The organism is Bradyrhizobium sp. USDA 4472, assembly GCF_054058595.1.
On sequence record NZ_JBSSAM010000001.1, the window covers coordinates 4,727,989 to 4,752,862 of the forward strand.

The following is a 24,874-nucleotide window of genomic DNA, read 5'->3' on the forward strand; positions in this document are numbered from 1 at the left end:
CGTCATCTCCGTTGTGATGACGCTTCCTACGCTGTGTCGGGTGCTTCGAAAATTTCGCGAGATATCTTAAGGGGTGGCCCTTACGTAGAATCCCGTAGGTCAATTGCCGTGCCGGTTCTGGATGGCCTGGCGGATGCGTTTGACCAGGTTTTCGTCGAGAAGCGGCTTCAAAATCACGTCTTTCACGCCAGCCGCGGCAGCACGGGCGGAGATATTTCCATCCGGATAGCCGGTGATCAGGATCACCGGAGTGTCCGCGTCGGACTGGCGCAGCCGTCCGGCAAGCTCAATGCCGTTGATTTCGGGCATCTTGTAGTCGATGACGTAGCAGTCCGCGCCGGGCATGCTTGCCGCATGAAGCAGCGCCGTGGCATTCCGGAAGGTCCGCACCGCAAAGCCGTCGGTTTCCAGCAGGAAGCGCAGCGATACCAGCACGGCGTCATCGTCATCAACCACGTAGACGACGGGACGTGCGAGTGATGCCATGGGCAGCCGCTGATGGTGCGAGCCGATTTCGATCATTCTGGTCGAGTAGCACAGCCGACGGAGCCCGTCTTGACCTACCGCAAGCCGGTTTGCCTCAATCCTTCAGCATGCCGGCGCGCATCGCCAGCCGCACCAGCTCCGACAGGCTGCCCGCCTGCATCTTGGTCATGACGTTGGCGCGGTAGACCTCGATGGTGCGCGGGCTGATGTCATAGTCGCGGGCAATCAACTTGTTGGAAAGGCCTGCGACCAGCCCTTCCATGACCTGGCGCTCCCTGGGACTCAAGGAGGCTACGCGGGCGGCGATGTCCTGTAATACAGCCTCGTTCCTGGCGGCAGGCTCGGCCTGACGGATCGCACTCTCGATCATGGCGGTGAGGCGGTCGTCCTCGAACGGCTTTTCCAGGAAGTCGACGGCGCCGAATTTCATGGCCTCGACCGCGAGAGGCACGTCGCCATGGCCGGTCATGATCAGGATCGGAAAGGGCGAGCTCTGCGCCTTCATTCGCTTCAACAGCTCGATCCCGTCGAGGCCAGGCATCCTGATATCGGAGACGACGCAGCCGAAGCCGAGGGCGGGCAGGGAGTCGAGGAAGCTTTGCGCGTTGTCGAACAGGGTGACGCCGAAGCCTGCGGACTCCAGCAGGAAGTTGAGCGAGTCCCGCATCGCCTCGTCGTCGTCGATGACGTAAACATGTCCCTTGGTCGTCATTGCTCAGGCCTCATCGGCTGCCGGCAGGGTGAAGCGGAATGTCGCGCCGCCCGATGCGTTGTTCTCGGCGGCCATGCGGCCGCCGTGAGCCTCGATGATCGAGCGGCTGATCGACAGTCCCACGCCCATGCCGGTCTCTTTGGTAGTGAAGAAGGTCTGAAACAGATTTGGCATGACATCATCCTGGAAGCCGGAGCCGGTGTCGGATACTTCCACCTCGATCATGTCTTCACGGACGCGGGCGTTGGTGACGACGAGCTCGCGCTGCGGCGACTGCGCCATCGCCTCCAGCGCATTTCGGAACAGATTGACCAGAACCTGCTGGATCTGCACGCGGTCGGCGAGCACAAGGTCGGCGCCTGGATCGAGAGTAAAGCGGAGCTGCACGTTCTGCTCGCGCGCGCCGGCGAGCCCCAGCGCGCCGGCTTCCTCGATCAACTTCGACAGGCTCTCGACCCGTTTCTCGGATTCGCCACGGGAAACGAAATCGCGCAGCCGACGGATGATCTGGCCGGCGCGCAGTGCCTGCTCCGACGCACGATCCAGCGCGCCCTCGATCTTCGCAACGTTGGGATCGGAGCTGCCCGCGAGCAACCGCCGCGATCCCTTCATGTAGTTGCTGATCGCCGCCAGGGGCTGGTTGATCTCGTGGGCGAGCGCGGACGCCATCTCGCCCATCGCCGTCAGACGCGAGACATGGACGAGTTCGGACTGCAATTCGTGCAGCCTTGCCTGGGTCTGCTGATGCTCGGTGAGGTCGCGGACGAAGCCGGTGAAATAGGGCTCGCCGCCGGACTGCATCTCGCCGATCGACAGATGCATCGGGAACGTCGTGCCGTCGCGGCGCTTGCCGGTGACGATGCGGCCGATGCCGATAATGTGCGGATCATTGGTCGAGCGATAGCGCGCGATGTAGCCGTCGTGTCGGGTGCGGTCCGGCTCCGGCATCAGGATGCTGACGTTCTGGCCGATTGCCTCCTGCTCGGACCAGCCGAACAGGCGCTCGGCGGCCGTCGAGAACAGCTGCATGATGCCGCGACCGTCGATGACGATCATGGCGTCGGGAATGGTATGCAGGATGGAGCGGAGGTGGTTCTCGCGCGTGCGCAGCGCTTCCTCGACCTGTTTCTCCGGGTCGATGTCGAGGAGGATTCCGCTGAGATGCCGCGCGATGCCGGCGTCATCCCTGATGAGGCCGGCGCGAGCCCTGATCCACTGGCCCCGGTCGGAGTTGGCGGAAATCCTGAACGAGACGTCGAAGCCGCCGCCGCGCTCAATGACCTGGCTGATCGCAGCCTCGACGCGCGCGCGATCCTCGGCTTCGAGGCGCGACATCAGAAGGTCATAGCTCGCCGGCTGACCCCGCTCGACGCCCAGCAGCATCCGCGCGGTCTCCGACCATTCCAGCTCGCGCGTCGTGAGGTCGAGATCCCAGGTACCGACGCCGAATCCCTCGATCCGGACCCGGAAATGCTCGCCGCGATGATCGTCCGGCGGATGCGTCACACGGGTCGGCGACAAGTCGTGGCTCCCATTCTGCAAGCCGCGGGCGAGGTGCTGCTAGCGTGCCGACAATCTCGCCCATGGCCGCGCCGGAGGCAAGTTCCGATGTCTGACCGCATCGGTGGATTTCCCGGCACCGCGCGGGGCAATTTGATCTATCTCATCCTGCCCGGCTGCAGCGGGCTTACAATGTTTGGTCAAAGCTCACCCCACGGGAGGCTCCCGATGACATACGCGACCGTGATGGTCAGCCTGGCGCTGGATCAGCTCAACACTGCGCGCCTTCAGGTCGCGGGCGAGCTGGCGGAACGGTTCGAGGCTGACATCGTCGGGATCGCCGCAGCGCGATTCGCCCCGCCGCTCTATTTCGCCGATGGTGCCGAGGCCCAGCGGCTGGTCGATCAGGAGGAGGGCTCCGTCAAGCGGCGCCTTGCCGATCTGGAGGCGCAATTCCGCGCCGCGACCAGGACGCGCGGCGGGCGCGCGGAATGGCGCAGCGCCGCGGATTTTCCCGCACGATACGTGCTGGCGCAGGCGCGCTGCGCCGACATCATCGTCAGCGGCGGGCAGGGCCCCACCTTCTCCGATGCCTTTTCGACGGCAAGCCCCAGGGATCTGGTGATGCAGATCGGCCGGCCACTATTGGTCGTGCCTGATCAAATCAACTGGCTCGATCTGCGCTGCGTGCTGGTGGCCTGGAAGGACACGCCGGAGGCGCGGCGCGCGGTGGCCGATGCGCTGCCGATGCTGCGCAAGTCCAAGGACGTCATCGTCGTCGAGGTTCCGGAAACGAACGACGACCGCTCGGTGGTGATGGCACATGTCAGCGACGTCGCCGCCTGGTTCGCCCGCCACGGCGTCACTGCGACGGCGCGCGTCCCAGCGGCGACGAACGAAACCGCTGCCGTGCAGTTGGACAGCATTGCCGACGATGTCGGTGCCGGCCTGATCGTCGCCGGCGCCTACGGCCATTCCCGCTTCCGCGAACTGATTCTCGGCGGCGTCACGGAATATCTGGTCACGCAAACCGCCCGCTGCGTGCTGCTGTCGCACTGACGGCGAGGCGGCACAGACAATCGATGAGGACGCGCTGTGTACAAATTCCTTGAGCAGACGGTCGAAAACTACATGACGCGCAACGTCAGCACGGTGCGGCGTGACCACGATCTGCTCGCCCTCAGTGAGATGTTCGAACAGGATGATTTCAACTCCTATCCGGTCGAGGATGACGGTCAGGTCGTCGGCATCGTCACCAAGTTCGACATCCTGAAGTGCTTTGCGTTCACGCCGAGCCAGATGTTGCCGCGCTATCACGACCTGATGAACCGCAAGGTCGGCGAGGTCATGACGCCGGAGTTCATCTATGTCGGCCCGGAAACGCGGCTGACGCGCGTGCTCCAGCTCATGGTCGAGCACCGCATCCGCAGCATCATCGTGCTCGACGGCGCTCAGAAGCTGGTCGGAATCATCGCGCGCGAGGACGTGATCGCGGCGCTCAAGGCGACGGCGAGCGACTGACGATCGACAGAAACACGGCGTTTTTCGGCCCCGTGAATTTCCGCAGAGGGCGGTCCGCCATGAGCTCGGCGCAATGCACAAGCGCTTGATATCGCTCGAAGACCAGCAACGGCCTCGTCTTAGCAGAAATCCATCTATCTTGATTTCAATCAATTCCCCGCGAGCGTGAATGTGGTTTCTGGCGGCGTGTTCTTTCAGAGAGAATCCGCGATGCCCCAGCCCTCCATCTCGAAAACCATGACGTTTGGCGAAGGCGGCCTGGCGTTCACCTTCGCGGTTACCGCCTTCCTGTGCCTGATTGCCTCGGCCAAGGCGGTCGACGCGCCCTTCGCCTTTCACGCCGGCCTGAGCGCGGCGGCGAGCCTGGCCGCGATGTTCTTCATCGTCAACCGCTACTACGACCGCCCGGCGGCGCTGCCCCCTGCCGAGATCAATGGTCGCCCCAACTACAATATGGGCCCGATCAAGTTCACCGCCGTCATGGCGATGGTTTGGGGCATTGCGGGCTTCCTGGTCGGGCTGATCATCGCCTCGCAGCTGGCCTGGCCCGCGCTGAATTTCGATCTACAATGGATTCAATTCGGCCGGTTGCGGCCGCTGCACACTTCCGCGGTGATCTTCGCTTTCGGCGGCAACGTGCTGATCGCGACATCCTTCTACGTGGTGCAGAAGTCCTGCCGCGCGCGGCTTGCCGGCGATCTCGCGCCTTGGTTCGTCGTGCTCGGGTACAACTACTTCATCCTGATCGCAGGCACCGGCTATCTGCTCGGCGTTACGCAGTCCAAGGAATATGCCGAGCCGGAATGGTACGCCGACCTCTGGCTGACCATCGTCTGGGTGACTTATCTCCTCGTCTTCCTCGGCACGATCCTCAAGCGCAGGGAACCGCACATCTTCGTCGCGAACTGGTTCTATCTCGCCTTCATCGTGACGATTGCGGTTCTGCATCTGGGCAACAATCCCGCTTTGCCGGTGTCGTTCTTCGGCTCCAAGTCCTACATCGCCTGGGGCGGCATCCAGGATGCCATGTTCCAGTGGTGGTACGGCCACAACGCCGTCGGCTTTTTCCTGACCGCCGGTTTCCTCGCCATCATGTACTATTTCATTCCGAAGCGCGCGGAGCGGCCGATCTATTCCTACCGGCTCTCGATCATTCACTTCTGGGCGCTGATCTTCCTCTACATCTGGGCCGGCCCGCACCATCTGCACTACACCGCGCTCCCCGATTGGACGCAGACGCTCGGCATGACCTTCTCCATCATGCTGTGGATGCCCTCATGGGGCGGCATGATCAACGGCCTGATGACGCTGTCGGGCGCCTGGGACAAGCTACGCACCGATCCCGTGCTGCGCATGCTCGTGGTCTCCGTCGCCTTCTACGGCATGTCGACCTTCGAGGGACCGATGATGTCGATCAAGGTCGTCAACTCGCTCAGCCACTACACTGACTGGACCATCGGCCACGTGCATTCCGGTGCGCTCGGCTGGGTCGGATTCGTCTCCTTCGGCGCGCTGTACTGCATGGTGCCTTGGGTGTGGAATCGCAAGGGGCTTTACAGTCTCAAGCTGGTCAACTGGCATTTCTGGATCGCGACGCTCGGCATCGTTCTCTACATCTCCGCGATGTGGGTGTCGGGCATCCTGCAGGGCCTGATGTGGCGCGCTTACACCTCGCTCGGCTTCCTCGAATATTCCTTCATCGAGACCGTCGAGGCGATGCATCCCTTCTACGTCATCCGCGCCGCCGGCGGCGCGCTGTTCCTGATCGGCGCGCTGATCATGGCCTACAATCTCTGGATGACCGTTCGCGTCGGCGAGCAGGAAGTCCAGATGCCCGCCGCTCTTCAGCCGGCGGAATGAGGAGCTTCCCATGTCGTTCTGGACGCGCCACCAAATCTTCGAAAAGAACTCGATCATCCTGGTCGTCGGCATCTTGCTGGTGATCGCGATCGGCGGCCTCGTCGAGATCACGCCGCTGTTCTACCTCAAGAGCACGATCGAGGTGGTCGACGGCGTCAGGCCCTACACGCCGCTGGAGCTCGCCGGCCGCAACATCTACGTCCGCGAAGGCTGCTATCTCTGCCATTCGCAGATGATCCGTCCGTTGCGCGACGAAGTCGAACGCTACGGCCACTTCTCGCTCGCCGCCGAGAGCATGTTCGATCATCCGTTCCAGTGGGGTTCGAAGCGCACAGGTCCTGACCTTGCCCGCGTCGGCGCCAAATATTCCGACGACTGGCACGTCACGCATCTGACCAATCCGCGCGCGATCGTGCCGCAGTCGGTGATGCCGGGTTATCCGTTCCTCAGCTCAACCGAGGTCGATCCGGCGACGATCGCCGACCATATGCGTACGCTGCGGGCCGTCGGCGTTCCCTACACCGACGACCAGATCGCCAACGCCGCCGCCGACATGAAGGCCCAGGCCGATCCTGACAATGCCGGCAGCGACGCCTTCACGAAGCGCTATGCCAAAGCCGTCGTGCGCAATTTCGATGGCAAGACCGGCACGCCGACCGAGATGGACGCCCTGATCGCGTACTTGCAGATGCTCGGCACGCTGGTCGACTTCAAGCTCTACAACGAGAAAGCCAATCTTCGCTGAGAAGGCATCACCGATGAAAGCCATCCTGACACTCGACAATCTCGCTTCCGGTCTCGTGACCACGATCTGGACGCCGGTCTTCGTCGCGATCTTTCTCGCGATCATCGCCTACGCGCTCTGGCCCCGCAACAAGGCCGCGTTCGACGAAGCGGCCCGCCTGCCGCTGCGGGAGGAGTGATCATGAGCGAGCATCATAGCGAGATCGATTCCGTCAGCGGCAGGGCCACGACCGGTCATGAATGGGACGGCATCAAGGAGCTCAACACCCCGCTGCCGCGCTGGTGGGTGATCTGCTTCTACCTCACCATCGCCTGGTCGATCGGCTACTGGATCGTCTATCCGGCCTGGCCGCTGATTTCGAGCAATACGACCGGTCTGTTGGGGTACTCGACACGCGCCAACGTCGCGGTCGAGCTTGCCAAGCTCGAGAAGATCAGGGGCGACAAGATGGCGGCGCTCGGTGCAGCCTCGCTCGCCGACATCGAGAGGGATCCGGCCCTGCTGGCGCTCGCCCGCGCCAAGGGCAAGACCGTGTTCGGCGACAATTGCGCGCCGTGCCACGGTTCGGGCGCTGCCGGCGCCAAGGGCTTCCCGAACCTGAATGATGACGATTGGCTGTGGGGCGGCACGCTCGACCAGATCGTGCAGACCATTCAGTTCGGCGTACGCTCGGGTCACGCCAAGTCCCATGAAGGCCAGATGCTGGCTTTCGGCAGGGATGGCGTGCTGAAGGGCGACGAGATCGTCACGGTCGCCAATTATGTGCGATCGCTGTCGGGCCTCTCGACCCGCAAGGGCTATGACCCCGCCAAGGGCGAGAAGATTTTTGCGGACAATTGCGTCGCCTGTCACGGCGACGGCGGCAAGGGCAACCAGGAGCTCGGCGCGCCGAATCTGACCGACAAGATCTGGCTCTACGGCTCCGACGAGGCCGCCCTGATCGAGACCATCACGAATGGCCGTGCCGGGGTCATGCCAGCCTGGGAAGGGCGGCTCGATCCCGCCACCATCAAGGCGATGGCGGTCTACGTCCACTCGCTGGGTGGTGGAAAATAGCTGAGCATTATCAAGCGGCGGCGAACAAAATCGCCCCCGCTTGAGCTGGATCAATCGACGCGGCGGCGGGGGATCTAGGTTTAATCGCACCTTCTCGAGACAACCCGCGCGATGAACAAGACCGTGAACCCGAACGATCTCACATCGGATGAAGACTACGGGCCGCTCTACGCAGCCCGCAAGAAGGTCTATCCGCAGAGCGTCCAGGGCACCTTCCGCCGGATCAAATGGGGCCTGATGGCGTTCTGCCTCGGCGTCTACTACTTGCTGCCTTTCGTGCGCTGGAACCGCGGCCTTGGCGCCCCCAGCCAGGCTGTGCTGATCGATCTTCCCAACAGCCGCTTCTATTTCTTCTTCATCGAGCTGTGGCCGCAGGAAGTCTATTATTTCACCGGCCTTTTGATCCTCGCCGCGGTGACGCTATTCCTGATGAACTCGGTCGGCGGCCGCATCTGGTGCGGCTATCTCTGCCCGCAGACGGTGTGGACCGATCTGTTCTACGCCGTCGAGCGCTTCGTCGAAGGTGACCGCCGCGAGCGGATGATGAAGGACAAATCCGCCGGCGCTTTGACGGTCAAGCGCGTCTCCGAGATCGCGCTGAAGAATTTCATCTGGCTGATGATCGCATGGTGGACCGGCGGCGCCTGGGTGCTCTATTTCAACGACGCCCCGACGCTGGTGAAGCAGCTCCTGACATTCCAGGCGCCTGTCATCGCCTATATCTGGATCGGCATCCTCACGGCAACGACCTACGTGCTCGCCGGCTTTATGCGCGAGCAGGTCTGCACCTACATGTGCCCGTGGCCGCGGATCCAGGCTGCGCTCACCGACGAATGGGCGCTCAACGTCACCTATCGCTACGACCGGGGCGAGAAGCGTACCTCGGTCAAGAAGGCGGCCGAGCTGCGCGCGGTCGGCCAGCATGTCGGCGATTGCATCGATTGCTATCAATGCGTCGCGGTCTGCCCGACCGGCATCGACATCCGCAACGGGCCGCAGCTCGAATGCATCCAGTGCGGGCTCTGCATCGACGCCTGCGACAACGTCATGACCAAGATCGGCCGGCCGAAGCGGCTGATCGGCTATGACAACGACATCAACATCCAGCGCCGCCAGGACGGCAAGGCGCCGATCTACCGCATCGTTCGCGCCCGCACCGTCGCCTACAGCGCGATCATCGCGGCCGTCGGCGGTATCATGCTTTACGTGCTGGCGACGCGCAGCCTGCTCGATGTCAACGTACTGCATGATCGCAACCCGGTCGCGGTCAAGCTCAGCGACGGCTCGATCCGCAACGCCTACACGGTGCGGCTGCTCAACAAGAGCGGCTATGACCGCGTCATCGCGATCGACGCGGACGGGCCGGTCAATCTGACCACGCATGTCGTCGGCGTCGATTCCGTGACGCCTGACAGGCCGATGATCGTGGTCCCGCGCGACTCCACCAGCGAGCTGCGCCTGCTCGTCACGGCACCCGCCGACAGCAATCCCGAGAAATCGGTTCCAGTGCGCTTCCACGTCACCGATATCGGGCTCGGCGAGGTCGCCACCACCACCGACAATTTCGTCGCGCCGTAAGTTCAGGAGACTGAAATGGCCACCAAGCCGCTGACCGGAACGAAGGTGCTCCTGATGCTGGTCGCCTTCTTCGGGCTGGTGATCGGCGTCAACGTCACGATGATGAAGCTCGCGATCGCGACGTTGCCGGGCACCGACGTCGACAGCCCCTATGCCGCGGGCCTCGCCTATGACCACGAGATCTCGGCGGCGCAGGACCAGGCCGCACGCAAATGGAAGGTGAGTGCGCATATCGACCGGCGCGCCGACGGCAATGCCGTGCTTCAGGTCGAGGCACGCGATGCGGCGGACGAGCCGCTGACCGGGTTGCGGTTCGCAGGCCGCCTGGAGCGGCCGACCGACAAACGCGCCGATCTGGCCGTCGAGCTCGCGGAGGCCGGCATCGGCATCTATCGCGGCAGCGCATCTGCCGTTGCGCCGGGCCAATGGGATCTGGTGATCGAGGGCGACGCCAGGGGCGAGCGCGTGTTCCTGTCACGCAACCGCGTGGTCCTGAACTGAGGTCTCGCCATGCAGGTGACACGCGATTTCTCTCATTACGTCCGGGCCGCGGGCGCTGGTTTCCAGCATATCGATCTCGCGGTGGATGGCGTCCACTGCGCGGGCTGCATGGCCAAGATCGAGCGCGGCCTGTTGGCCATTCCTGACGTCACGCTGGCGCGGGTGAACCTCACCGACCGGCGTGTCGCGCTGGAATGGAAAGAGGGCACGCTGGATCCGGCGCGATTTATCGATCGGCTCGAGGAACTCGGCTACAGGGCCTATCCTTACGAAACCGAGAGCGCTGAGGCGACCGAGGTCGCGGAAGCGCGCTTCCTGCTGCGATGTCTCGGCGTTGCCGCGTTTGCGACCATGAACGTGATGATGCTGTCGATCCCGGTATGGTCGGGCAACGTCTCGGACATGCTGCCGGAACAGCGCGACTTCTTCCACTGGCTGTCTGCGCTGATCGCGCTGCCGGCGGCAGCCTATGCCGGCCAACCGTTCTTCCGCTCGGCCTGGCGCGCGCTGTCCAACAAGACCACCAACATGGACGTGCCGATCTCGATCGGCGTGTGTCTTGCGCTCGGCATGTCCGTGGTCGAGACCATCAACCACGCCGGGCACGCATATTTCGATGCGGCGATCATGCTGCTCACGTTCCTGCTGGTCGGCCGTTTCCTCGACCAGAATATGCGGCGGCGGACCCGCGCGGTCGCCGGCAATCTGGCGGCGTTGAAGGCGGAGACCGCAGCGAAGTTCGTCGGACCTGACGAAATCTCGCAGGTGCCGGTCGCAGCGATCCATCCCGGCGACATCGTGCTGCTGCGGCCCGGCGAGCGCTGTGCGGTCGACGGCACGGTGATCGAGGGGCGCTCCGAGATCGACCAGAGCCTGATCACTGGCGAGACGCTCTATGTCACGGCCGAGCAGGGTACGCCCGTCTATGCGGGCTCGATGAACGTCTCGGGCACGTTGCGGGTGCGGGTCTCTGCTGCATCGGAGGCGACGCTGCTTGCCGAGATCGCCCGGCTGCTCGACAATGCGCTCCAGGCGCGCTCGCGCTACATGCGGCTGGCCGACCGTGCCTCGCGGCTTTATGCGCCGGTGGTGCATGCGACCGCGCTGATCACGATTCTGGGCTGGGTGATCGCGGGCGCGAGCTGGCATGATGCTGTCGTCACCGGGGTTGCGGTTCTGATCATCACCTGCCCCTGTGCGCTCGGGCTTGCGATCCCGACCGTGCAGACGGTGGCCTCGGGCACGATGTTCAGGGCTGGCGTGCTGCTCAATTCCGGCGATGCGATCGAGCGCCTCGCCGAAGCCGACCACGTCATCTTCGACAAGACCGGCACGCTGACGCTGCCGGATCTCGACGTGAGCAACGCCGCAGACGTTCCCGGCGAGATTTTCGAGCTGGCCGGACGCCTCGCATTGTCGAGCCATCATCCCGTCGCCGCCGCGGTTGCGCAGGCTGCCGGCGCGAGATCGCCGATCGTCGGTGCCGTCGAAGAGGCCGGGCGCGGCGTCCGCGCAGCGGTGGACGGTGTTGAGATCCGCCTTGGCCGTGCTTCCTTCTGCGGAGCGGAGGCGTTGGTGACCGGCGCCGATCTCGACCCCGAAGCTTCGGTCGTCGCCTTCAGCAAGGGCGACGCGAAATTCGCCCTCTCGGTGCGCCAGGGTCTGCGTCCGGATGCGCAGGCCGTGATCGCGGCGCTGAAGGATCGCAACATCGGTATCGAGATTCTCTCCGGCGACCGCGAGCCCGCCGTGATCGCGGCGGCTCATGCGCTCGGCATCGCCGAATGGCGCGCCGGCGTCACGCCGGCCGACAAGATTGCGCGGATCGAAGAGCTGAAGCGGCGCGGTGCAAAGGTGCTGATGGTCGGCGACGGCATGAACGATGCGCCGTCGCTCGCGGCAGCGCACGTCTCGATGTCGCCCATCTCGGCCGCGCATCTGAGCCAGGCCACCGCCGATCTCGTCTTCCTCGGCCGACCGCTGGCGCCGGTTGTCGCGGCCATCGATTCCGCGCGCAAGGCGCTGCATCTGATGCGGCAAAATCTCTGGCTTGCGATCGGCTACAATGTGCTGGCCGTGCCGGTCGCGATCAGCGGCGTCGTGACGCCGCTGATCGCGGCGGCCGCCATGAGCGGATCCTCGATCCTGGTGATGCTGAATTCGCTGCGCGCCCGCAGCACCTCGCGGGAGATCGTGTGATGGAGATCCTGGTCATCCTGGTGCCGCTGGCGCTGATGCTCGGCCTCGCCGGTCTTGCCGCCTTCCTGTGGTCGCTTCGCAGCGGCCAGTATGACGATCTCGACGGCGCCGCCTGGCGGGCGATTGCCGACGACGATGATGAGACGCGATCGCTCCAGCCGGGACGCGGCTCTCCACTCGGTGAAAGCAGCGGCAAGTCGGGGCCTGCATAAATATGCCTGGCGAGTGGAAAGGTCGATGAAGTCGGTATCCGGCAAGACTGATCCCGTGGTGCGGCGTATCGCGGTTGCCGATATTGTCGAAGCCTTGAGTGAGGGCTTGCGCGATTTTCAGGCGGTGCCGCTCTACGGGGTGGTCTTCGGCGCGCTCTATGCTGCGGGGGGCATCGCCATCATGCTCTGCCTGCTGAGGCTCGGCCTCGTCTACCTTGCCTATCCGCTCGCCGCCGGGTTTGCGATGATTGGTCCGTTCGTCGCCACCGGGCTCTATGACGTGAGCCGTCGACGCGAGAACGGGCTGACGGTTTCGGTTGCGGCGATATGGTCCAGTGTGAAGTCGCGGGGCGAGATCGGTTGGATGGCTTTCGTCACGCTTTTCATCTTTGTTGTGTGGATGTACCAGGTGCGGCTGCTGATGGCGCTGCTGATTGGGCTCAATGCCTCGTTTTCCAGCTTGCATGAGTTCATGACGATTGTGCTCACGACCAACGAAGGGCTCTTGTTCCTGGCCGTCGGCAACGCCGTTGGTGCAGCCCTATCGCTGATGCTTTTTTCGCTTACGGTCGTATCGTTCCCGTTGCTGCTCGACCGCGATGTCGATTTCGTTACTGCAATGATCACCAGCGTACGTGCGGTTGCGGCCAGTCCTGGACCGATGTTGGGATGGGCCGCGGTTATTGTCGTGCTGTTAGCAGTCTCGGCGATTCCGTATTTTCTCGGCCTGATGGTGACACTCCCGGTGCTCGGCCACACCACTTGGCATCTTTACCGTCGCATTGTCGTGCCGGTGGACACTGGCGCGGCTTGACGCCGGCGAGCAGCCGGCCGTGGCGAATTGCTGCCGAGTTTGACCTGGCGCAATGCAAGGCGCCGCTCTTCAGCAGAATATTGCATCTGTTCAAAATCTTCGGGAGGTCGCCATGACAACAGCCATCGGGTCGGCATCGATCGCCAGCAGGTTGATCGGGAGAGTCGCGGACTGGCTCGGCCAGTTGCTCCGTTCTGCCGACATCCGTGCACTCGGTACGTCGGAAGTCGAGTCGATTGCGCGTGATCTTCGCATCCCGCGCGCCGAGCTCGAAACTCTCATTGCTCATAGCAGGCAGGGTGCCAAAGAATTGCCGCAGCTGCTCGAGGCGCTCGGAATTGACGAGGGATCGATTGCCGACAAGGAGCCGGGTGTGCTGCGCGACCTTACGTTGGTATGCTCACTTTGCTCGACGAAGTTCCGGTGCAACCGTGAGATGCAGGCCGGGACGGCGGCTCTGCACTATCCGGAATATTGCGCGAACAGTTACACAATCGATGCGCTCAGAAAGAAGCCTTCAAGGCCAGAAACAATTGACCTGCTTCGGGGGCCCGGCTGCTGCTGATTGTCTTGGCCGAGAAGGCGCTCGGCGGGCTTATCCGCCTCCTGCGAGGCGATGGCCTACGGAGTCCGGGCGATGCCGGGACGGCAAGCGCGAGCTCTGTCCGCAACTCGCTCGCTGTTGTGAGCGGTCATTTCAAGGACTGCCGAAGGCTGGGCGACGATGCCCGAAACCCATGCCGTTTTGCGTGCCAAGAATCTCCGACGAAGAAATGGTAGGCCGCGGACGGAGACGGAGGATCACATGGGAGCGATTAGCGAGCACCATCACGCCGATCGGGTCGAAGCTGCGATCGGCTCGGGCCAAGCAGCGAGATCCGCCGTGGTCGCGTCCTGGTGCCGTTCTTCCCGATTGCACTGTCTCGATCCGTCCGGTGTCCGACCGCCGCTACGGCTGACGGAACCCGAGGTGCGGCAAGCGATCGAACGAAATGAGTTATTGATCGGTGCCGCGCGGTTCGCAATGAACCGACTGTATCACGCCGTGGGCGCTATCGGATGCTGTGTGCTGTTGGCCAGCCGCGAGGGCGTCCCCGTCGATCGACGTGGAGCTCCAGCCGACGACCCCACGTTCGAGCGTTGGGGCCTGTGGACCGGCTCGCTCTGGAGCGAGGAGTACGAAGGAACCAACGGCATCGGCACCTGTCTGGCCGAGCAGCGCGCGTTGACGATCCACCGCGATCAGCATTTCTTCTCGCGCAACACGCTGCTCAGTTGTACGGCTGTTCCGATCTACGACGGCCACGCAAGGCTGGCAGGCGTTCTCGATGTTTCCTCCTGCCGCGCCGATCACACCGACACGATCGCGAATCTGATCACGCTCGCGCTCGGTGAAGCGGCGCGGCGGATCGAGACCGAGCTGTTCCGGTACGCTTTTGCAGATGCTCGGATCGTGCTGACGCCGCCGATTGATATCCGCGGCAGCGGGTTGCTGGCGATCGACCGGGACGACCTCGTGGTCGGGGCCACGCGCGACGCTCGCTTGGTGTTTGGCATCCCGCCCGATCGTCAGTTGCGGCCGGTCCCGGCCGCGGATCTGCTCTGCTGCGAGGAAGGGATCCATGAGCGGCTCGGCGACGCGCAACGCGCGACCTTGCAACGGGCGCTGACGCGCGCGGGAGGCAATGTCTCGGCAGCGGCGAGGGCGCTTGGGGTTAGCCGCGCCACCTTGCATCGCAAGCTCAAGCGCTTCGACCTTAAGCCGCTCGCTTGAATTCCTTACAGGCATTCGAGCACCCGCGCAGCGTCGGATGTCGCACCTTTGAGACAGGTTGCAGGTGCGATCCGAGACCGGCCGGCTGACATTTTCGCTTTCACCCGACATGTTCGATCTCGGCATCGCGCTGACGCGAGGCCGGTAATCAAGCAATGCAACAGCGGGAGTGAATCATGAACAAGCCGGAATTCCTCACGGCATCGCAAAATCCGTTTACCGAACGTTATGACAATTTCATCGGCGGCAAATGGGTCGCGCCCAGGTCGGGCAAGTATTTCGACAACGCCTCGCCGGTGACGGGGCAGGTGGTCTGCAAGATCGCGCGCTCGGAAGCGCCGGACGTCGAAGCTGCGCTCGACGCAGCCCATGCCGCCAAGGAGGCCTGGGGCCGCACCAGCGTGGTCGAACGCGCTCTCATTCTCAACCGCATCGCGGACCGGATGGAAGAAAATCTCGAGCTGTTGGCGATCGCCGAGACCTGGGACAACGGCAAGCCCATCCGCGAGACCCGCGCCGCCGACCTGCCGCTGGCGATCGACCATTTCCGCTATTTCGCCGGCGTCGTGCGCGGCCAGGAGGGTAGCCTTGCCGAAATCGACAACGACACCGTCGCTTATCATTTCCATGAGCCGTTGGGCGTCGTCGGTCAGATCATTCCCTGGAACTTCCCGTTGCTGATGGCGTGCTGGAAGATGGCGCCGGCGCTCGCGGCAGGCAACTGCGTCGTACTGAAGCCTGCGGAGCAGACTCCGGCCTCGATCATGGTCTGGATCGAGCTGATCGGCGACCTGCTGCCGCCCGGTGTGCTCAACATTGTCAACGGCTTCGGGCTCGAGGCCGGCAAGCCGCTCGCGTCGAGTCCGCGCATCTCCAAGATCGCCTTCACCGGCGAAACCTCCACCGGCCGGCTGATCATGCAGTATGCCAGCCAGAACCTGATCCCGGTTACGCTCGAGCTCGGCGGGAAGTCGCCGAACATCTTCTTCAAGGACGTGGCGGCTGAGAACGATGACTTCCTCGACAAGGCGATCGAGGGCTTCGTCATGTTCGCGCTGAACCAGGGCGAGGTCTGCACCTGTCCGAGCCGGGCGCTGGTGCAGGAGTCGATCTATGAGCGTTTCATGGAGAAGGCCTTGAAGCGTGTCCGGGCCATCACCCAGGGCGACCCGCGCAACGCCGGGACCATGATCGGTGCTCAGGCCTCCGGCGAGCAGTTGGAGAAGATCCTGTCCTATATCGACATTGGCAAGAAGGAGGGCGCGCAACTCCTGACCGGCGGCGCGCGGGCCGATCTCGGCGGCGATCTCTCTGGCGGCTTCTACGTCCAGCCGACCGTGTTCCACGGCAACAACAAGATGCGGATCTTCCAGGAGGAGATTTTCGGCCCCGTGGTCTCCGTCACCACCTTCAGGACCGACGAGGAGGCGCTCGCGATCGCCAACGACACGCTATACGGCCTCGGCGCCGGCGTCTGGAGCCGCGACGCCAATCGCTGCTATCGCTTCGGCCGAGCGATCCAGGCCGGCCGGGTCTGGACCAACTGCTATCATGCCTATCCCGCCCATGCCGCCTTCGGCGGCTACAAGCAGTCGGGTATCGGTCGCGAGACCCACAAGATGATGCTCGACCACTATCAGCAGACCAAGAATCTGCTGGTCAGCTACAGCCCGAAGAAGCTCGGTTTCTTCTAGAGGCCGTATCGCGCGCGGACCCAACTGTCCGCGCGCACGCTGACGGGCGGCTGTTTCAAACGCTGCTTTGTGTCTATTTCCGCTGGAAATGAATGGTGAGGAGCGGGACGAGTCTTCAAGGCCCTCGATTGCCGGTGCCGTCGGCGCGCCTCACTGAACGCTACCAACAAGTGCAGACGTACACCGATCTGCACGCGATCACCTGGAAGAAGATCGAACACTTCATCCTTCACTACGGGGATCACGAACCCGGCAAGTGGGCGCGACTTGCGGGGGGAGACGCGGACGATGCCCCCAAATTGCTTGAGACGGCGATTTCGCGCGCCGCGATCCAAAACTCGCGCTGAGGGAAGACTATTGGGACCTCCTGGCGCCGGAAAGGGAACGCAGGCGTCGAACTTTCGCAGATCCTCGCGATTCCGCAGCTTTCGACTGCCGATACGCTGCGCGCGGCCCTCCCTGCGGGAACAGCAGTCAGACGAGAAGTTAAAGAGATCATGTAGCGCGGCAGGCGCGCCTGTGCCGGTGCAAGCAGTCGCTACTCGCCTATTTGCCCGCGCCGGTCGTCAGCCCGCTGACGATGTAGCGCTCCAGGAAGATGCCGATCAGGACGAGGGGCGCGATTGCGGCCGTCGATAGTGCCGCCATCGACCACCAGTTGATGCCTTGCGAGCCGGTTTGGCTCGCAACCATCACGGGCAGGGTCTTGGCATCCGTGCTGGTCAGCAGCGCGGCGAAGAAATACTCGTTCCAGCACAGCACCAGCGAGAGAATAAAAGCCGCCGCCATACCAGGAAAAGCCAAGGGCAGGATGATGCGCAGAAACGCGCCCCAGGTCGACAGACCATCGACGAAAGCCGCCTCGTCGAGCTCGACCGGTATGGCATTGAACTGGTCCCGCATGATCCAGATGACGATCGGCAGCACTGTCAGCGTATAGAGCAGGATCAGGCCGAAGGTGGTGTCGAGTAGCGCGAGCGCCTTGTAGAGCACGAGGAAGGGCAGGGCGAGCACCACCGGCGGAAGGATGAGCTGCGACATGAAGAAGAACAGGATATCGTCGTTGCGCATCCAGGCGAATTTGTAGCGGAAGCGGCTCAAGCCATACGCCGCCAGCGATCCGAGGATCAGTGCCAGGACCGACGCGCCGACGGAGGTGATGATGCTGTTGATGAAGCGGTTGACGAACTCGGAGCGGGCGGTGGAGGTTTCGAACAGCGTATCCGGCGACAGCCCGAGCGAGCGCCAGCCCTTCCAGTCCGGATTGAAGTCCACCCACGGGATCAGGTGCGCCTGCGTCACGTCGACCGCCGACTTGAAGGAGGTCGTGACAGTCCAATAGATCGGAAACAGGCAAATGAATGTCCAGAACAGCAGCGCGGCGTAGATCAGCGCGCGGCTCGCCATTCGCTTGGCGCGCGGTGCGACGGGGTGCCTGCGGGCGGATATCGCGGTCGTGACAGCCACGTGAGCAACTCCCTCAAGTAACCCGCTGCGTCCAGCGTTTGGACAAGCGCAGCACCAGCGTCAGCAGCACGATGATCAGAAGCAGATAGACCATCGCGAGAGCGGTGCCGTATCCGACGTTCGAGCGGTCGCGGTAGACGCGGTAGATGAAGCTCGACACGGTGTCGGTCGCGCCGCCAGGACCGCCGGCGGTGACGTTGATGACGATGTCGGCAAGTTTCAGCTTGAAAATGATGCGGATGATGAGCACGGTGATGCTGACCGGCAGCATGATCGGAAACGTCACGTGCCAGAACGACTGCCAGCCGTTCGCGCCGTCGACCTTGGCGGCCTCCTGCACCTCCTTGGGCATGGCCTGGAGGCCCGCGAGCAGGATGATCATGATGAAGGGAATGGATACCCAGGCGTCCATTGCCTGGATCGTGAAACGTGCCATCCAGGGGGAGGCCAAGAAGGCCGGGTTGTCCCATCCGAGATAGCGCGCCAGCGTCGCCGCCGGACCGAAGCGATATTCCAGGAGCGACTTGCCGATCATCCAGCTCACGGCGACCGGGCTCAGCATCATCGGCAGCAGGAATACAACACGAAAGAATTTCCGCGCGCGGATCTCGGCGCTGAGCAGCAGCGCGAGCGCGAACGCGATCGCATACTCGCCGAGCACTGCGACGGAGTAGAACACCATATTGCCGAGCGCATTCCAGTAGTAGGTGTCACTCAGCATGGCCCTTACGTTGTCGAGCCCACTAAAGTGCGGGCCCTCGATCGAGGACAGGTTCCAGTCGAGCGAGGCGATGTAGAGCCCGAAGATGGTCGGAAAGATCACCACGGCGACGGTGAAGAACACGGCCGGCAGCAGGAACAGCGCGCGCTGGCCGCGCTCGCCGCGAATGAGCACCTGCGCGGTCCCGAACGCGATCGCCCAGAGCAGGTAGACGATCAGGATCGGGCGCCAGGTCGAGAAGCCGGCGTCGATCGCGCCGGCTGCATGCAGGACCTGAACGACCAGCACGACCAGGAACACGAGCGAGGCGAGACCGATCAAGATGCGGCCGACCGTGGCGCGCCCGCGCACTGCGCGCTTGATCGCTGCTTTCGGGGCGACGGCGTCGGCTATGTCAACGGAACTTTGCATCGAATTCGATCTCGCCGGGCCGCGCTTCAGCTTTCCCGCGTGCGGGAGAGCATAGGCCGCCTTCGGCGACCGTCCTCTCGCGAAATGCCGAAAGCAAAGCCACGGCTCTGCCTAAGGCGCGGGTGAGGGCACTCTCCACTCCGGGACTCCCAATGCGGACGCATCCTCTCCCTGCCCCTCCCCCGCACGTGGGGGAGGGGGGCGCGTCTGGCTTCGAGGTCTGCAGCGAGATCATCCACCCTATACGCCGAAAGAGGCCTTGTAGAGTCCGATCTGCCGCTCGCGGCCGAGTTGGTCGGTCAGCTTCTCCCAGGCGGCGGCGATGTTGTTGGCGCCGGTCTGCGCGTCGAGCTTGCCGGAGAAGATCTTCGTCAGCTCGTCCTCGGCGACGCTGTAGTACTGGAAGATGCCGGGGATGCGCGGCTCGACCGCCCGATTGGGATGGTTGTACGAGTTGAACTGCGAGTTCAGATAGGACGTGATGTACTTCCTGTCGTAACCTGCCGCCACCCATTCATCGATGTGAGAGTGGCTGGTCCGGTGGACCTGGAAGCCCGATGGATACATCACCGTCCAGAGCGATAGATCCTTGCCGCCGAGATGCGCGGCCGCGCTCCAGGCCGCCTTGTGCTTCTTCTCGTCGCCATTGACCCGCGCCATCACATAGATGCCCCAGCCGAGATAGGCGCAGTTCGGTGCATTGTTCGGCCCGCTCGGAAGCTTGTCCCATTGGCCGGTCTTGGAATTGTAGACGTCGTCCGACCCCGGCAAGATGTCGAAACCGACGGTATCGCCAATGACGGACGTGTCGCTCGCCTTCGCCACCTGGCCGATGTCACCCCACCAGGGGATCATCGAGCCGATGCCGGCCAAAAATTGCTGGAAGCCGGTGGTGTTCGGATCGGCATTGAGCTGGTCGGCCGGCTCGGAGGGCAACGCATCGATCACGTCCTGGATGGCGCGCACCCAGGCCGGATTGTTGATGCGCGGCTTCATCGTGTCGATGTCGAACAGCCATGCCTTGTCGTCGGGATGTTTGGCGTAGGCAGTCGCGCGGCTGCCGAGAAAATAGAAGCCGAACCCACCCCAGGGCTTTGGCGCGTCCAGATAGCCATAGACGCTCTGGCCCTTGAACTTCTGGCCCTTGAGGAACTTCGTGACCGCCTGCACCTGCTGCCAGGTTTTCGGCACTCCCCATTCGCTTGCGTTGCCGGCATCCTTCCAGGCCTTGGCGAGCGCGGCGTCCGAGAATACGTCGGTGCGATAGTTGAAGTTATGGCAATCGCCATCGATCGTGACGCGATAGGTCTTGCCGTTCCAGGTGCCGACCGGCGGCTTCAGGTAAGCGACGTAGTCATCGATATCGATTTGCTTCTTGACCCAGTCCGGCATTTCTGAGGCGAGACCCTTGCCGCAGACGTCGCCCTCGAAGGGCGCACCCATCTCGAGGATGTCGAAATCGACGGTACCAGTTGCGATCGCCTGTTGCAGGCGTGGGTTGTAGTCGGCCTGCGCCAAATCGATCCAGGAGATTTTCGCGCCCGTATAGGCCTCCCATGGCTTCAGGAAGCCGCGGAACAGCAGATTGTGCAAGTTCTGATTATTCAGTCCCATGAAGGAGAGTTCGACGCCCTTGAACTCACCCTCCTTGATGCTTGCCTTGGTCGGGCCGAGGCAGAGCTCGCCGACCTTTTGCCAGTCGGCGTCGGTGGGCGCACCCTTGCCGACGCCAGGAATCTTGGTGATCTCCGCGCGCAGATTGGCCTGGGCGAATGCAAGCTCGGAGAACGTGCCGAGCGCGCCGGTTGTGCCAAGTGCGGCGGCTCCGGCCGCGCTCTTGAGCACCGTTCGCCGGGTCGGGTGCGTTGCGGGATGTTGATCATGCTCTTGCTGCTTCACCACGAAATCCTCCCTTTTTTGACGCTGCTTATGTTAAAGTGCTGGTCAGGTCAGATTGGGCCGCCTACGCACCACCGACAAGTGAGGCTCGCCGAAGTTCATGTCGCGGCGATGGTGCTGGAAGCCGCGTCAAGTATGCAACGGCACCGATCAATGTCAACGAATCCGCGCAAAGCGGACGCGGTCGACGACACGCAATGCGAACGATGCAGTCGTTCCTGCGTTGCAGTAGGGAAATTCGTATGGCGCGAGGTCCGCGATGGCAACGTGTTGCCCATTGCGCAAGCGTTTCCAAGACGCCGCTGGGCCCAACCGGTTCGTCGAAGGATCTCTCCATGCGGTGACCTGCCACCGCAGGCCCGTCGTCGCGATGGGCGCCCGGGCGACCTGACGACGCCCGGGTGCGATGGTGGCCGCCAGCGCGATGATGTCAAGCGCGTGCCATTGCCCGATCGGCTAAGATGCTTCGGAAGGTCAGCCACGCCAACCCATGATTTGGGGGCGCGATATCCGCTCCTAAATTCCAGCGCTCTGTCCGCCGTCGACGTGTAGGATCTCGCCGGTGGTGAAGCATGCTCCTTCCAGGTACATCACCGCGTCGACAATTTCGTTCACTTCGCCCATCCGTCCGATCGGATGCAGCCCAGCCAGGAATTCATACATTTCCGGCGCATGCATGGGCGTTTTGGTGGCGCCCGGCGCCACCGCGTTGACGCGGATTCCTCGGCTTGCATATTCGACTGCGAGCGATTTCGTTGCCGCGTTCAAGCCGCCCTTCGTCAAGGCTGCTAGCACGGACGGTACGCGGCTGTCAGCGTTCTCGTCCAGACTGCTCGTGATCTGCACGATATGCCCGGATTTCCGCTTGAGCATTTCCGCGACAGCGCGTTGAGTGATATGGAAAAAGCCATTGAGATTGATCGCCACCATGCTGGCATAATCTTTGGACGTATATTCGGTGAATGGCTTGCCGATGAAGATGCCGGCATTGTTGATGAGGGTATCCACGCGGCCGAAGCGCTCGATCGCCTGCGACATGATGCGGTCCGCAGTGGCTGAATCGGTGATGTCGCCGGCAACCGTCGAGATATTAGGATCAGTCGAGGGCCTGATCGAGCGCGAATTTGCGATGACGCAAAAATTGCGATCGCGATAAGCCCTGACGAGGGCCTCACCGATACCCTGCGACGCGCCGGTGATGATTGCGACTTTCTGACTTGCACCCATGATGGCCTCCATGTTCTGGATTGAATCGGCGGGGGCGCCCGCCGTGTTTGTTTCGCTACTGCGCGGTCCAACCGCCGTCCACCGAGATTGCCGTGCCCGTGATCTGGTCTGCCGCAGGCGAACAGAGGAAGGCGACGGTGCCGCCAAGCTGCGAGGGCGAGACAAAGTCGAGGGATGGCTGCTTTTCAGCCAAGATCTCGTCGGCTGCCTCCTTCTGGCTTATGTGCTTTTGAGCGGCGATGTCGCTGATCTGCTTTTCGACCAAGGGCGTTCGTACCCACCCTGGACAGACTGTATTGCAAGTGACGCCGCTGCCCGCCGTCTCCAGACCGACCACCTTGGTCAGACCGACCAACCCGTGCTTGGCTGCGACATAGGCCGCCTTGTGCGTCGACGCGACCAGGCCGTGCGTCGACGCGATGTTGACGATCCGTCCCCATCGCTGCTTTTTCATCTGGGGCACCGCCGCGGCAATCCCGTGAAATGCGGCGGACAGGTTGATGTCGAGAATTGCATTCCACTTGGCGGCGGGAAACTCCTCGATGGGCGCGGTGAACTGTATACCGGCGTTGTTGACGAGGATGTCGAGGCGCCCGAATGTCTCGATCGTTCTGGCGATCATTCCGCGCACGGCGTGCTCCTTCGACATATCGGCGCCGTCGTAAACGACGCGCACGCCGTGCTCGCGTTCGATCCCGCTGCGGATGGATTCGATCTCGCCCGGCTCGCCGAAGCCGTTCAATACGAGGTTTGCCCGGAGTCTGGCCAATTCCCTGGCGATACCCAGCCCAATGCCGCTGGTTGATCCGGTCACGACAGCTACCTTATTCTTCAACATGTGAGTCCCTTTCGGTTGAGGAAGACTAGTGGGCACCGCCGGCATCGAGGCGATCGGGCTTCTTGAGCATCACCGCCGCCAGAAGCGCGACGATTTGGGAGACGCCGAGTAGATAGAAGGTGTCGCTGAAGCCGAGGATGAAGGCCTGCTTCTGGATGATCTTGCCAATCGCGACATAGGCGTGATGAGCTGCATCGACGCGGTCGATCACGCCGTGACTCATGAAATATTGCGTGAGTTGATCAAGTCGGGTGCGGGTCGCCTGCTCGAACATCGATACCGATTGCATCAGGATGTTGGAGTGGTACTGCTCGCGCTTGGTCAGCAGCGTCTGAAGAGCGGCGATGCCGATCGCACCTCCAAGGTTGCGCATCATGTTGAACAAGGCGGACGCAGACCCGGCATTCTCGGGCTCGATTCCGGCGGTGGCGACCGCCGACAGCGGCGCAAAGACGAGGGCTTGACCAAATGCCCGGATGACGTTTGGCCAGAACAGCTGGTCGGCCGCATAGTCACTGGTCATGTAGATGTTGAAGAAGTTGGACCCCCCAAAGAGCACAAAGCCGATGCCGATCACGAGGCGCGGATCGAGTCGCTGCATGAGGCGGGGTACGAGCGGGATCAGCAGGAGTTGCGGCAGACCGGTCCATGCCAACACCATGCCGATCTGCTCGGAATTGTAGCCCTGGATGCGCGATAGGTAGACCGGCAGGACATAGACCGAGCCATACAGTGATACGCCGAGCAAGAAATTCGCGAGCACGCCGAAGCCGAAATTGCGACGGAACAGAATGCGCAGATTGAGCAGCGGCTTCTTTCCGGTGAGTTCGACGGCGAGGAAGAGGGTCAGCGCGACTCCGGCAATGATGGCCAAGCGAATGATGAAGGGCGATCCGAACCAGTCGTCCTTGTTGCCCTCCTCCAGCACGGTCTGAAGCGCGGCCAGCCCGAGCGCCATCGTGGCGATGCCGGCCCAATCGCCGTCGCGCAAGAGGCGCAGCCGCATGGGCGTCGCTTCCAGCGATGTGTAGAGCATGGCGATCATGACCGCGCCCGGGACGATGTTGACGTAGAAAACGTACTCCCAACCGAAATTCTCGGTGAGGTAGCCCCCGATGGTCGGACCGATCGCGGGCGCAAATGTCGCTGAAATCGCGAACATCGCCAGCCCGATCGGCCGCTTCGACTTTGGCAGCAGCGTGATGATGAGGGTGAACGCCATGGGAATCAGCACGCCGCCGGTAAAGCCCTGGACGGCGCGGAGCACGATCATCTGCGGCAGGTTCTGGGCGAGCGCACACGCCGCTGAAAACACCAGGAACAGGAAGGCATTGCTGAGCAGATAGAGGCGAACCGAGAACACCTGGGCAAGCCAGCCGCTCAAGGGGATCACCACGATCTCGGCGATCAGATAGGAGGTCGAGATCCATCCGCCGTCATCGATGCCCGCACCGATCCCACCCTGAATATTGGCAAGGGAGGCATTGACGATCTGGATATTGAGGACCGCCATGAACGCGCCCAGCGTGGCTCCGGTCACCGCGAGCCAGGTTTTTGCGGAGACGGCGGGAGCGGTAGCTGGTGACTGACCCTCAGTGGACGCGGCATCGATCGTGGTTCGCAGTGTCGTCATCGCAGTCTGCTCACGTGTGAAGGAGG

The 24,874-nt window shown here is 62.9% G+C and carries 24 protein-coding genes; 15 read left to right on the forward strand and 9 right to left on the reverse strand.

Features of this window, described 5'->3' with window-relative positions; genetic code table 11:
• Positions 1 to 99: 99 nt before the first annotated feature.
• The 3 genes from ACVWZ4_RS21980 to fixL are packed head-to-tail and all read right to left on the reverse strand — an operon-like array spanning position 100 to position 2,719.
• Positions 100 to 522 (reverse strand): response regulator, encoded by a 423-nt coding sequence (locus tag ACVWZ4_RS21980; RefSeq protein WP_456735920.1) that lies wholly within the window; start codon positions 520 to 522, stop codon positions 100 to 102.
• Between the two features lie 58 nt (positions 523 to 580).
• Positions 581 to 1,198, reverse strand: a complete 618-nt coding sequence (gene fixJ, locus ACVWZ4_RS21985) for a response regulator FixJ (RefSeq protein ID WP_456704909.1) — start codon at positions 1,196 to 1,198, stop codon at positions 581 to 583.
• A 3-nt stretch (positions 1,199 to 1,201) separates the two neighbouring features.
• Positions 1,202 to 2,719 (reverse strand): sensor protein FixL, encoded by a 1,518-nt coding sequence (gene fixL, locus ACVWZ4_RS21990; protein ID WP_456704908.1) that lies wholly within the window; start codon positions 2,717 to 2,719, stop codon positions 1,202 to 1,204.
• A 207-nt stretch (positions 2,720 to 2,926) separates the two neighbouring features.
• On the opposite strand from fixL, the gene ACVWZ4_RS21995 reads away from it, so the two are divergent.
• The 15 genes from ACVWZ4_RS21995 to ACVWZ4_RS22065 all read left to right on the forward strand — a co-directional run bounded on the left by ACVWZ4_RS21995 (position 2,927) and on the right by ACVWZ4_RS22065 (position 16,999).
• Entirely contained in the window at positions 2,927 to 3,757 is an 831-nt protein-coding gene (locus ACVWZ4_RS21995; RefSeq protein ID WP_456704907.1) for a universal stress protein, read from the forward strand.
• Between the two features lie 36 nt (positions 3,758 to 3,793).
• Complete coding sequence (locus ACVWZ4_RS22000) at positions 3,794 to 4,219, forward strand: CBS domain-containing protein (RefSeq protein WP_456704906.1); 426 nt, start codon at positions 3,794 to 3,796, stop codon at positions 4,217 to 4,219.
• A gap of 210 nt (positions 4,220 to 4,429) precedes the next feature.
• Positions 4,430 to 6,079, forward strand: coding sequence for a cytochrome-c oxidase, cbb3-type subunit I (ccoN, locus tag ACVWZ4_RS22005; protein WP_456735916.1), 1,650 nt, complete (start codon positions 4,430 to 4,432; stop codon positions 6,077 to 6,079).
• A 10-nt stretch (positions 6,080 to 6,089) separates the two neighbouring features.
• Positions 6,090 to 6,824: a cytochrome-c oxidase, cbb3-type subunit II gene (gene ccoO / locus ACVWZ4_RS22010; protein WP_456704904.1), complete on the forward strand. Its 735-nt coding sequence runs from the start codon at positions 6,090 to 6,092 to the stop codon at positions 6,822 to 6,824.
• 13 nt (positions 6,825 to 6,837) lie between these two features.
• A complete protein-coding gene (locus ACVWZ4_RS22015; RefSeq protein WP_014497064.1) occupies positions 6,838 to 7,002 on the forward strand; it encodes a CcoQ/FixQ family Cbb3-type cytochrome c oxidase assembly chaperone in 165 nt (54 codons plus the stop codon).
• A 2-nt stretch (positions 7,003 to 7,004) separates the two neighbouring features.
• On the forward strand, positions 7,005 to 7,880 hold the full coding sequence (gene ccoP / locus ACVWZ4_RS22020) for a cytochrome-c oxidase, cbb3-type subunit III (RefSeq protein ID WP_456741177.1): 876 nt from the start codon (positions 7,005 to 7,007) through the stop codon (positions 7,878 to 7,880).
• Positions 7,881 to 7,991: 111 nt separating this feature from the next.
• Entirely contained in the window at positions 7,992 to 9,458 is a 1,467-nt protein-coding gene (gene ccoG, locus ACVWZ4_RS22025) for a cytochrome c oxidase accessory protein CcoG (RefSeq protein WP_456741178.1), read from the forward strand.
• Positions 9,459 to 9,473: 15 nt separating this feature from the next.
• Positions 9,474 to 9,959, forward strand: coding sequence for a FixH family protein (locus tag ACVWZ4_RS22030; protein ID WP_456704901.1), 486 nt, complete (start codon positions 9,474 to 9,476; stop codon positions 9,957 to 9,959).
• Positions 9,960 to 9,968: 9 nt separating this feature from the next.
• A complete protein-coding gene (locus ACVWZ4_RS22035) occupies positions 9,969 to 12,158 on the forward strand; it encodes a cation-translocating P-type ATPase (protein WP_456741179.1) in 2,190 nt (729 codons plus the stop codon).
• Entirely contained in the window at positions 12,158 to 12,370 is a 213-nt protein-coding gene (gene ccoS, locus ACVWZ4_RS22040; protein ID WP_456704899.1) for a cbb3-type cytochrome oxidase assembly protein CcoS, read from the forward strand. The genes ACVWZ4_RS22035 and ccoS overlap by 1 nt, the downstream gene beginning before the upstream one ends.
• Before the next feature lie 25 nt (positions 12,371 to 12,395).
• Positions 12,396 to 13,184: a DUF2189 domain-containing protein gene (locus tag ACVWZ4_RS22045; RefSeq protein WP_456741180.1), complete on the forward strand. Its 789-nt coding sequence runs from the start codon at positions 12,396 to 12,398 to the stop codon at positions 13,182 to 13,184.
• A 112-nt stretch (positions 13,185 to 13,296) separates the two neighbouring features.
• Positions 13,297 to 13,749, forward strand: coding sequence for a DUF6455 family protein (locus tag ACVWZ4_RS22050; protein ID WP_456741181.1), 453 nt, complete (start codon positions 13,297 to 13,299; stop codon positions 13,747 to 13,749).
• A 240-nt stretch (positions 13,750 to 13,989) separates the two neighbouring features.
• Entirely contained in the window at positions 13,990 to 14,958 is a 969-nt protein-coding gene (locus ACVWZ4_RS22055; RefSeq protein ID WP_456704896.1) for a GAF domain-containing protein, read from the forward strand.
• Between the two features lie 176 nt (positions 14,959 to 15,134).
• The gene (adh, locus tag ACVWZ4_RS22060) at positions 15,135 to 16,652 is read left to right on the forward strand and encodes an aldehyde dehydrogenase (RefSeq protein ID WP_456741182.1); all 1,518 of its coding nucleotides are present in this window, start codon (positions 15,135 to 15,137) and stop codon (positions 16,650 to 16,652) included.
• A 128-nt stretch (positions 16,653 to 16,780) separates the two neighbouring features.
• Positions 16,781 to 16,999 (forward strand): hypothetical protein, encoded by a 219-nt coding sequence (locus ACVWZ4_RS22065; RefSeq protein ID WP_456741183.1) that lies wholly within the window; start codon positions 16,781 to 16,783, stop codon positions 16,997 to 16,999.
• Between the two features lie 199 nt (positions 17,000 to 17,198).
• On the opposite strand, the gene ACVWZ4_RS22070 is transcribed toward ACVWZ4_RS22065, so the two are convergent.
• The 6 genes from ACVWZ4_RS22070 to ACVWZ4_RS22095 form a co-directional block, all read right to left on the reverse strand.
• Entirely contained in the window at positions 17,199 to 18,059 is an 861-nt protein-coding gene (locus tag ACVWZ4_RS22070) for a carbohydrate ABC transporter permease (RefSeq protein ID WP_456705346.1), read from the reverse strand.
• 73 nt (positions 18,060 to 18,132) lie between these two features.
• Positions 18,133 to 19,251 carry a carbohydrate ABC transporter permease gene (locus tag ACVWZ4_RS22075; protein ID WP_456741184.1) on the reverse strand — a complete coding sequence of 373 codons (1,119 nt, stop codon included), beginning with the start codon at positions 19,249 to 19,251 and terminating at the stop codon, positions 18,133 to 18,135.
• A gap of 240 nt (positions 19,252 to 19,491) precedes the next feature.
• Positions 19,492 to 21,150 carry a sugar ABC transporter substrate-binding protein gene (locus tag ACVWZ4_RS22080; protein ID WP_456705345.1) on the reverse strand — a complete coding sequence of 553 codons (1,659 nt, stop codon included), beginning with the start codon at positions 21,148 to 21,150 and terminating at the stop codon, positions 19,492 to 19,494.
• 516 nt (positions 21,151 to 21,666) lie between these two features.
• The gene (locus tag ACVWZ4_RS22085) at positions 21,667 to 22,377 is read right to left on the reverse strand and encodes an SDR family NAD(P)-dependent oxidoreductase (RefSeq protein ID WP_456742252.1); all 711 of its coding nucleotides are present in this window, start codon (positions 22,375 to 22,377) and stop codon (positions 21,667 to 21,669) included.
• A 55-nt stretch (positions 22,378 to 22,432) separates the two neighbouring features.
• Positions 22,433 to 23,215, reverse strand: coding sequence for a 3-hydroxybutyrate dehydrogenase (locus ACVWZ4_RS22090; RefSeq protein WP_456735909.1), 783 nt, complete (start codon positions 23,213 to 23,215; stop codon positions 22,433 to 22,435).
• 25 nt (positions 23,216 to 23,240) lie between these two features.
• Positions 23,241 to 24,848: an MDR family MFS transporter gene (locus ACVWZ4_RS22095; protein WP_456741185.1), complete on the reverse strand. Its 1,608-nt coding sequence runs from the start codon at positions 24,846 to 24,848 to the stop codon at positions 23,241 to 23,243.
• Positions 24,849 to 24,874 lie beyond the last annotated feature (26 nt).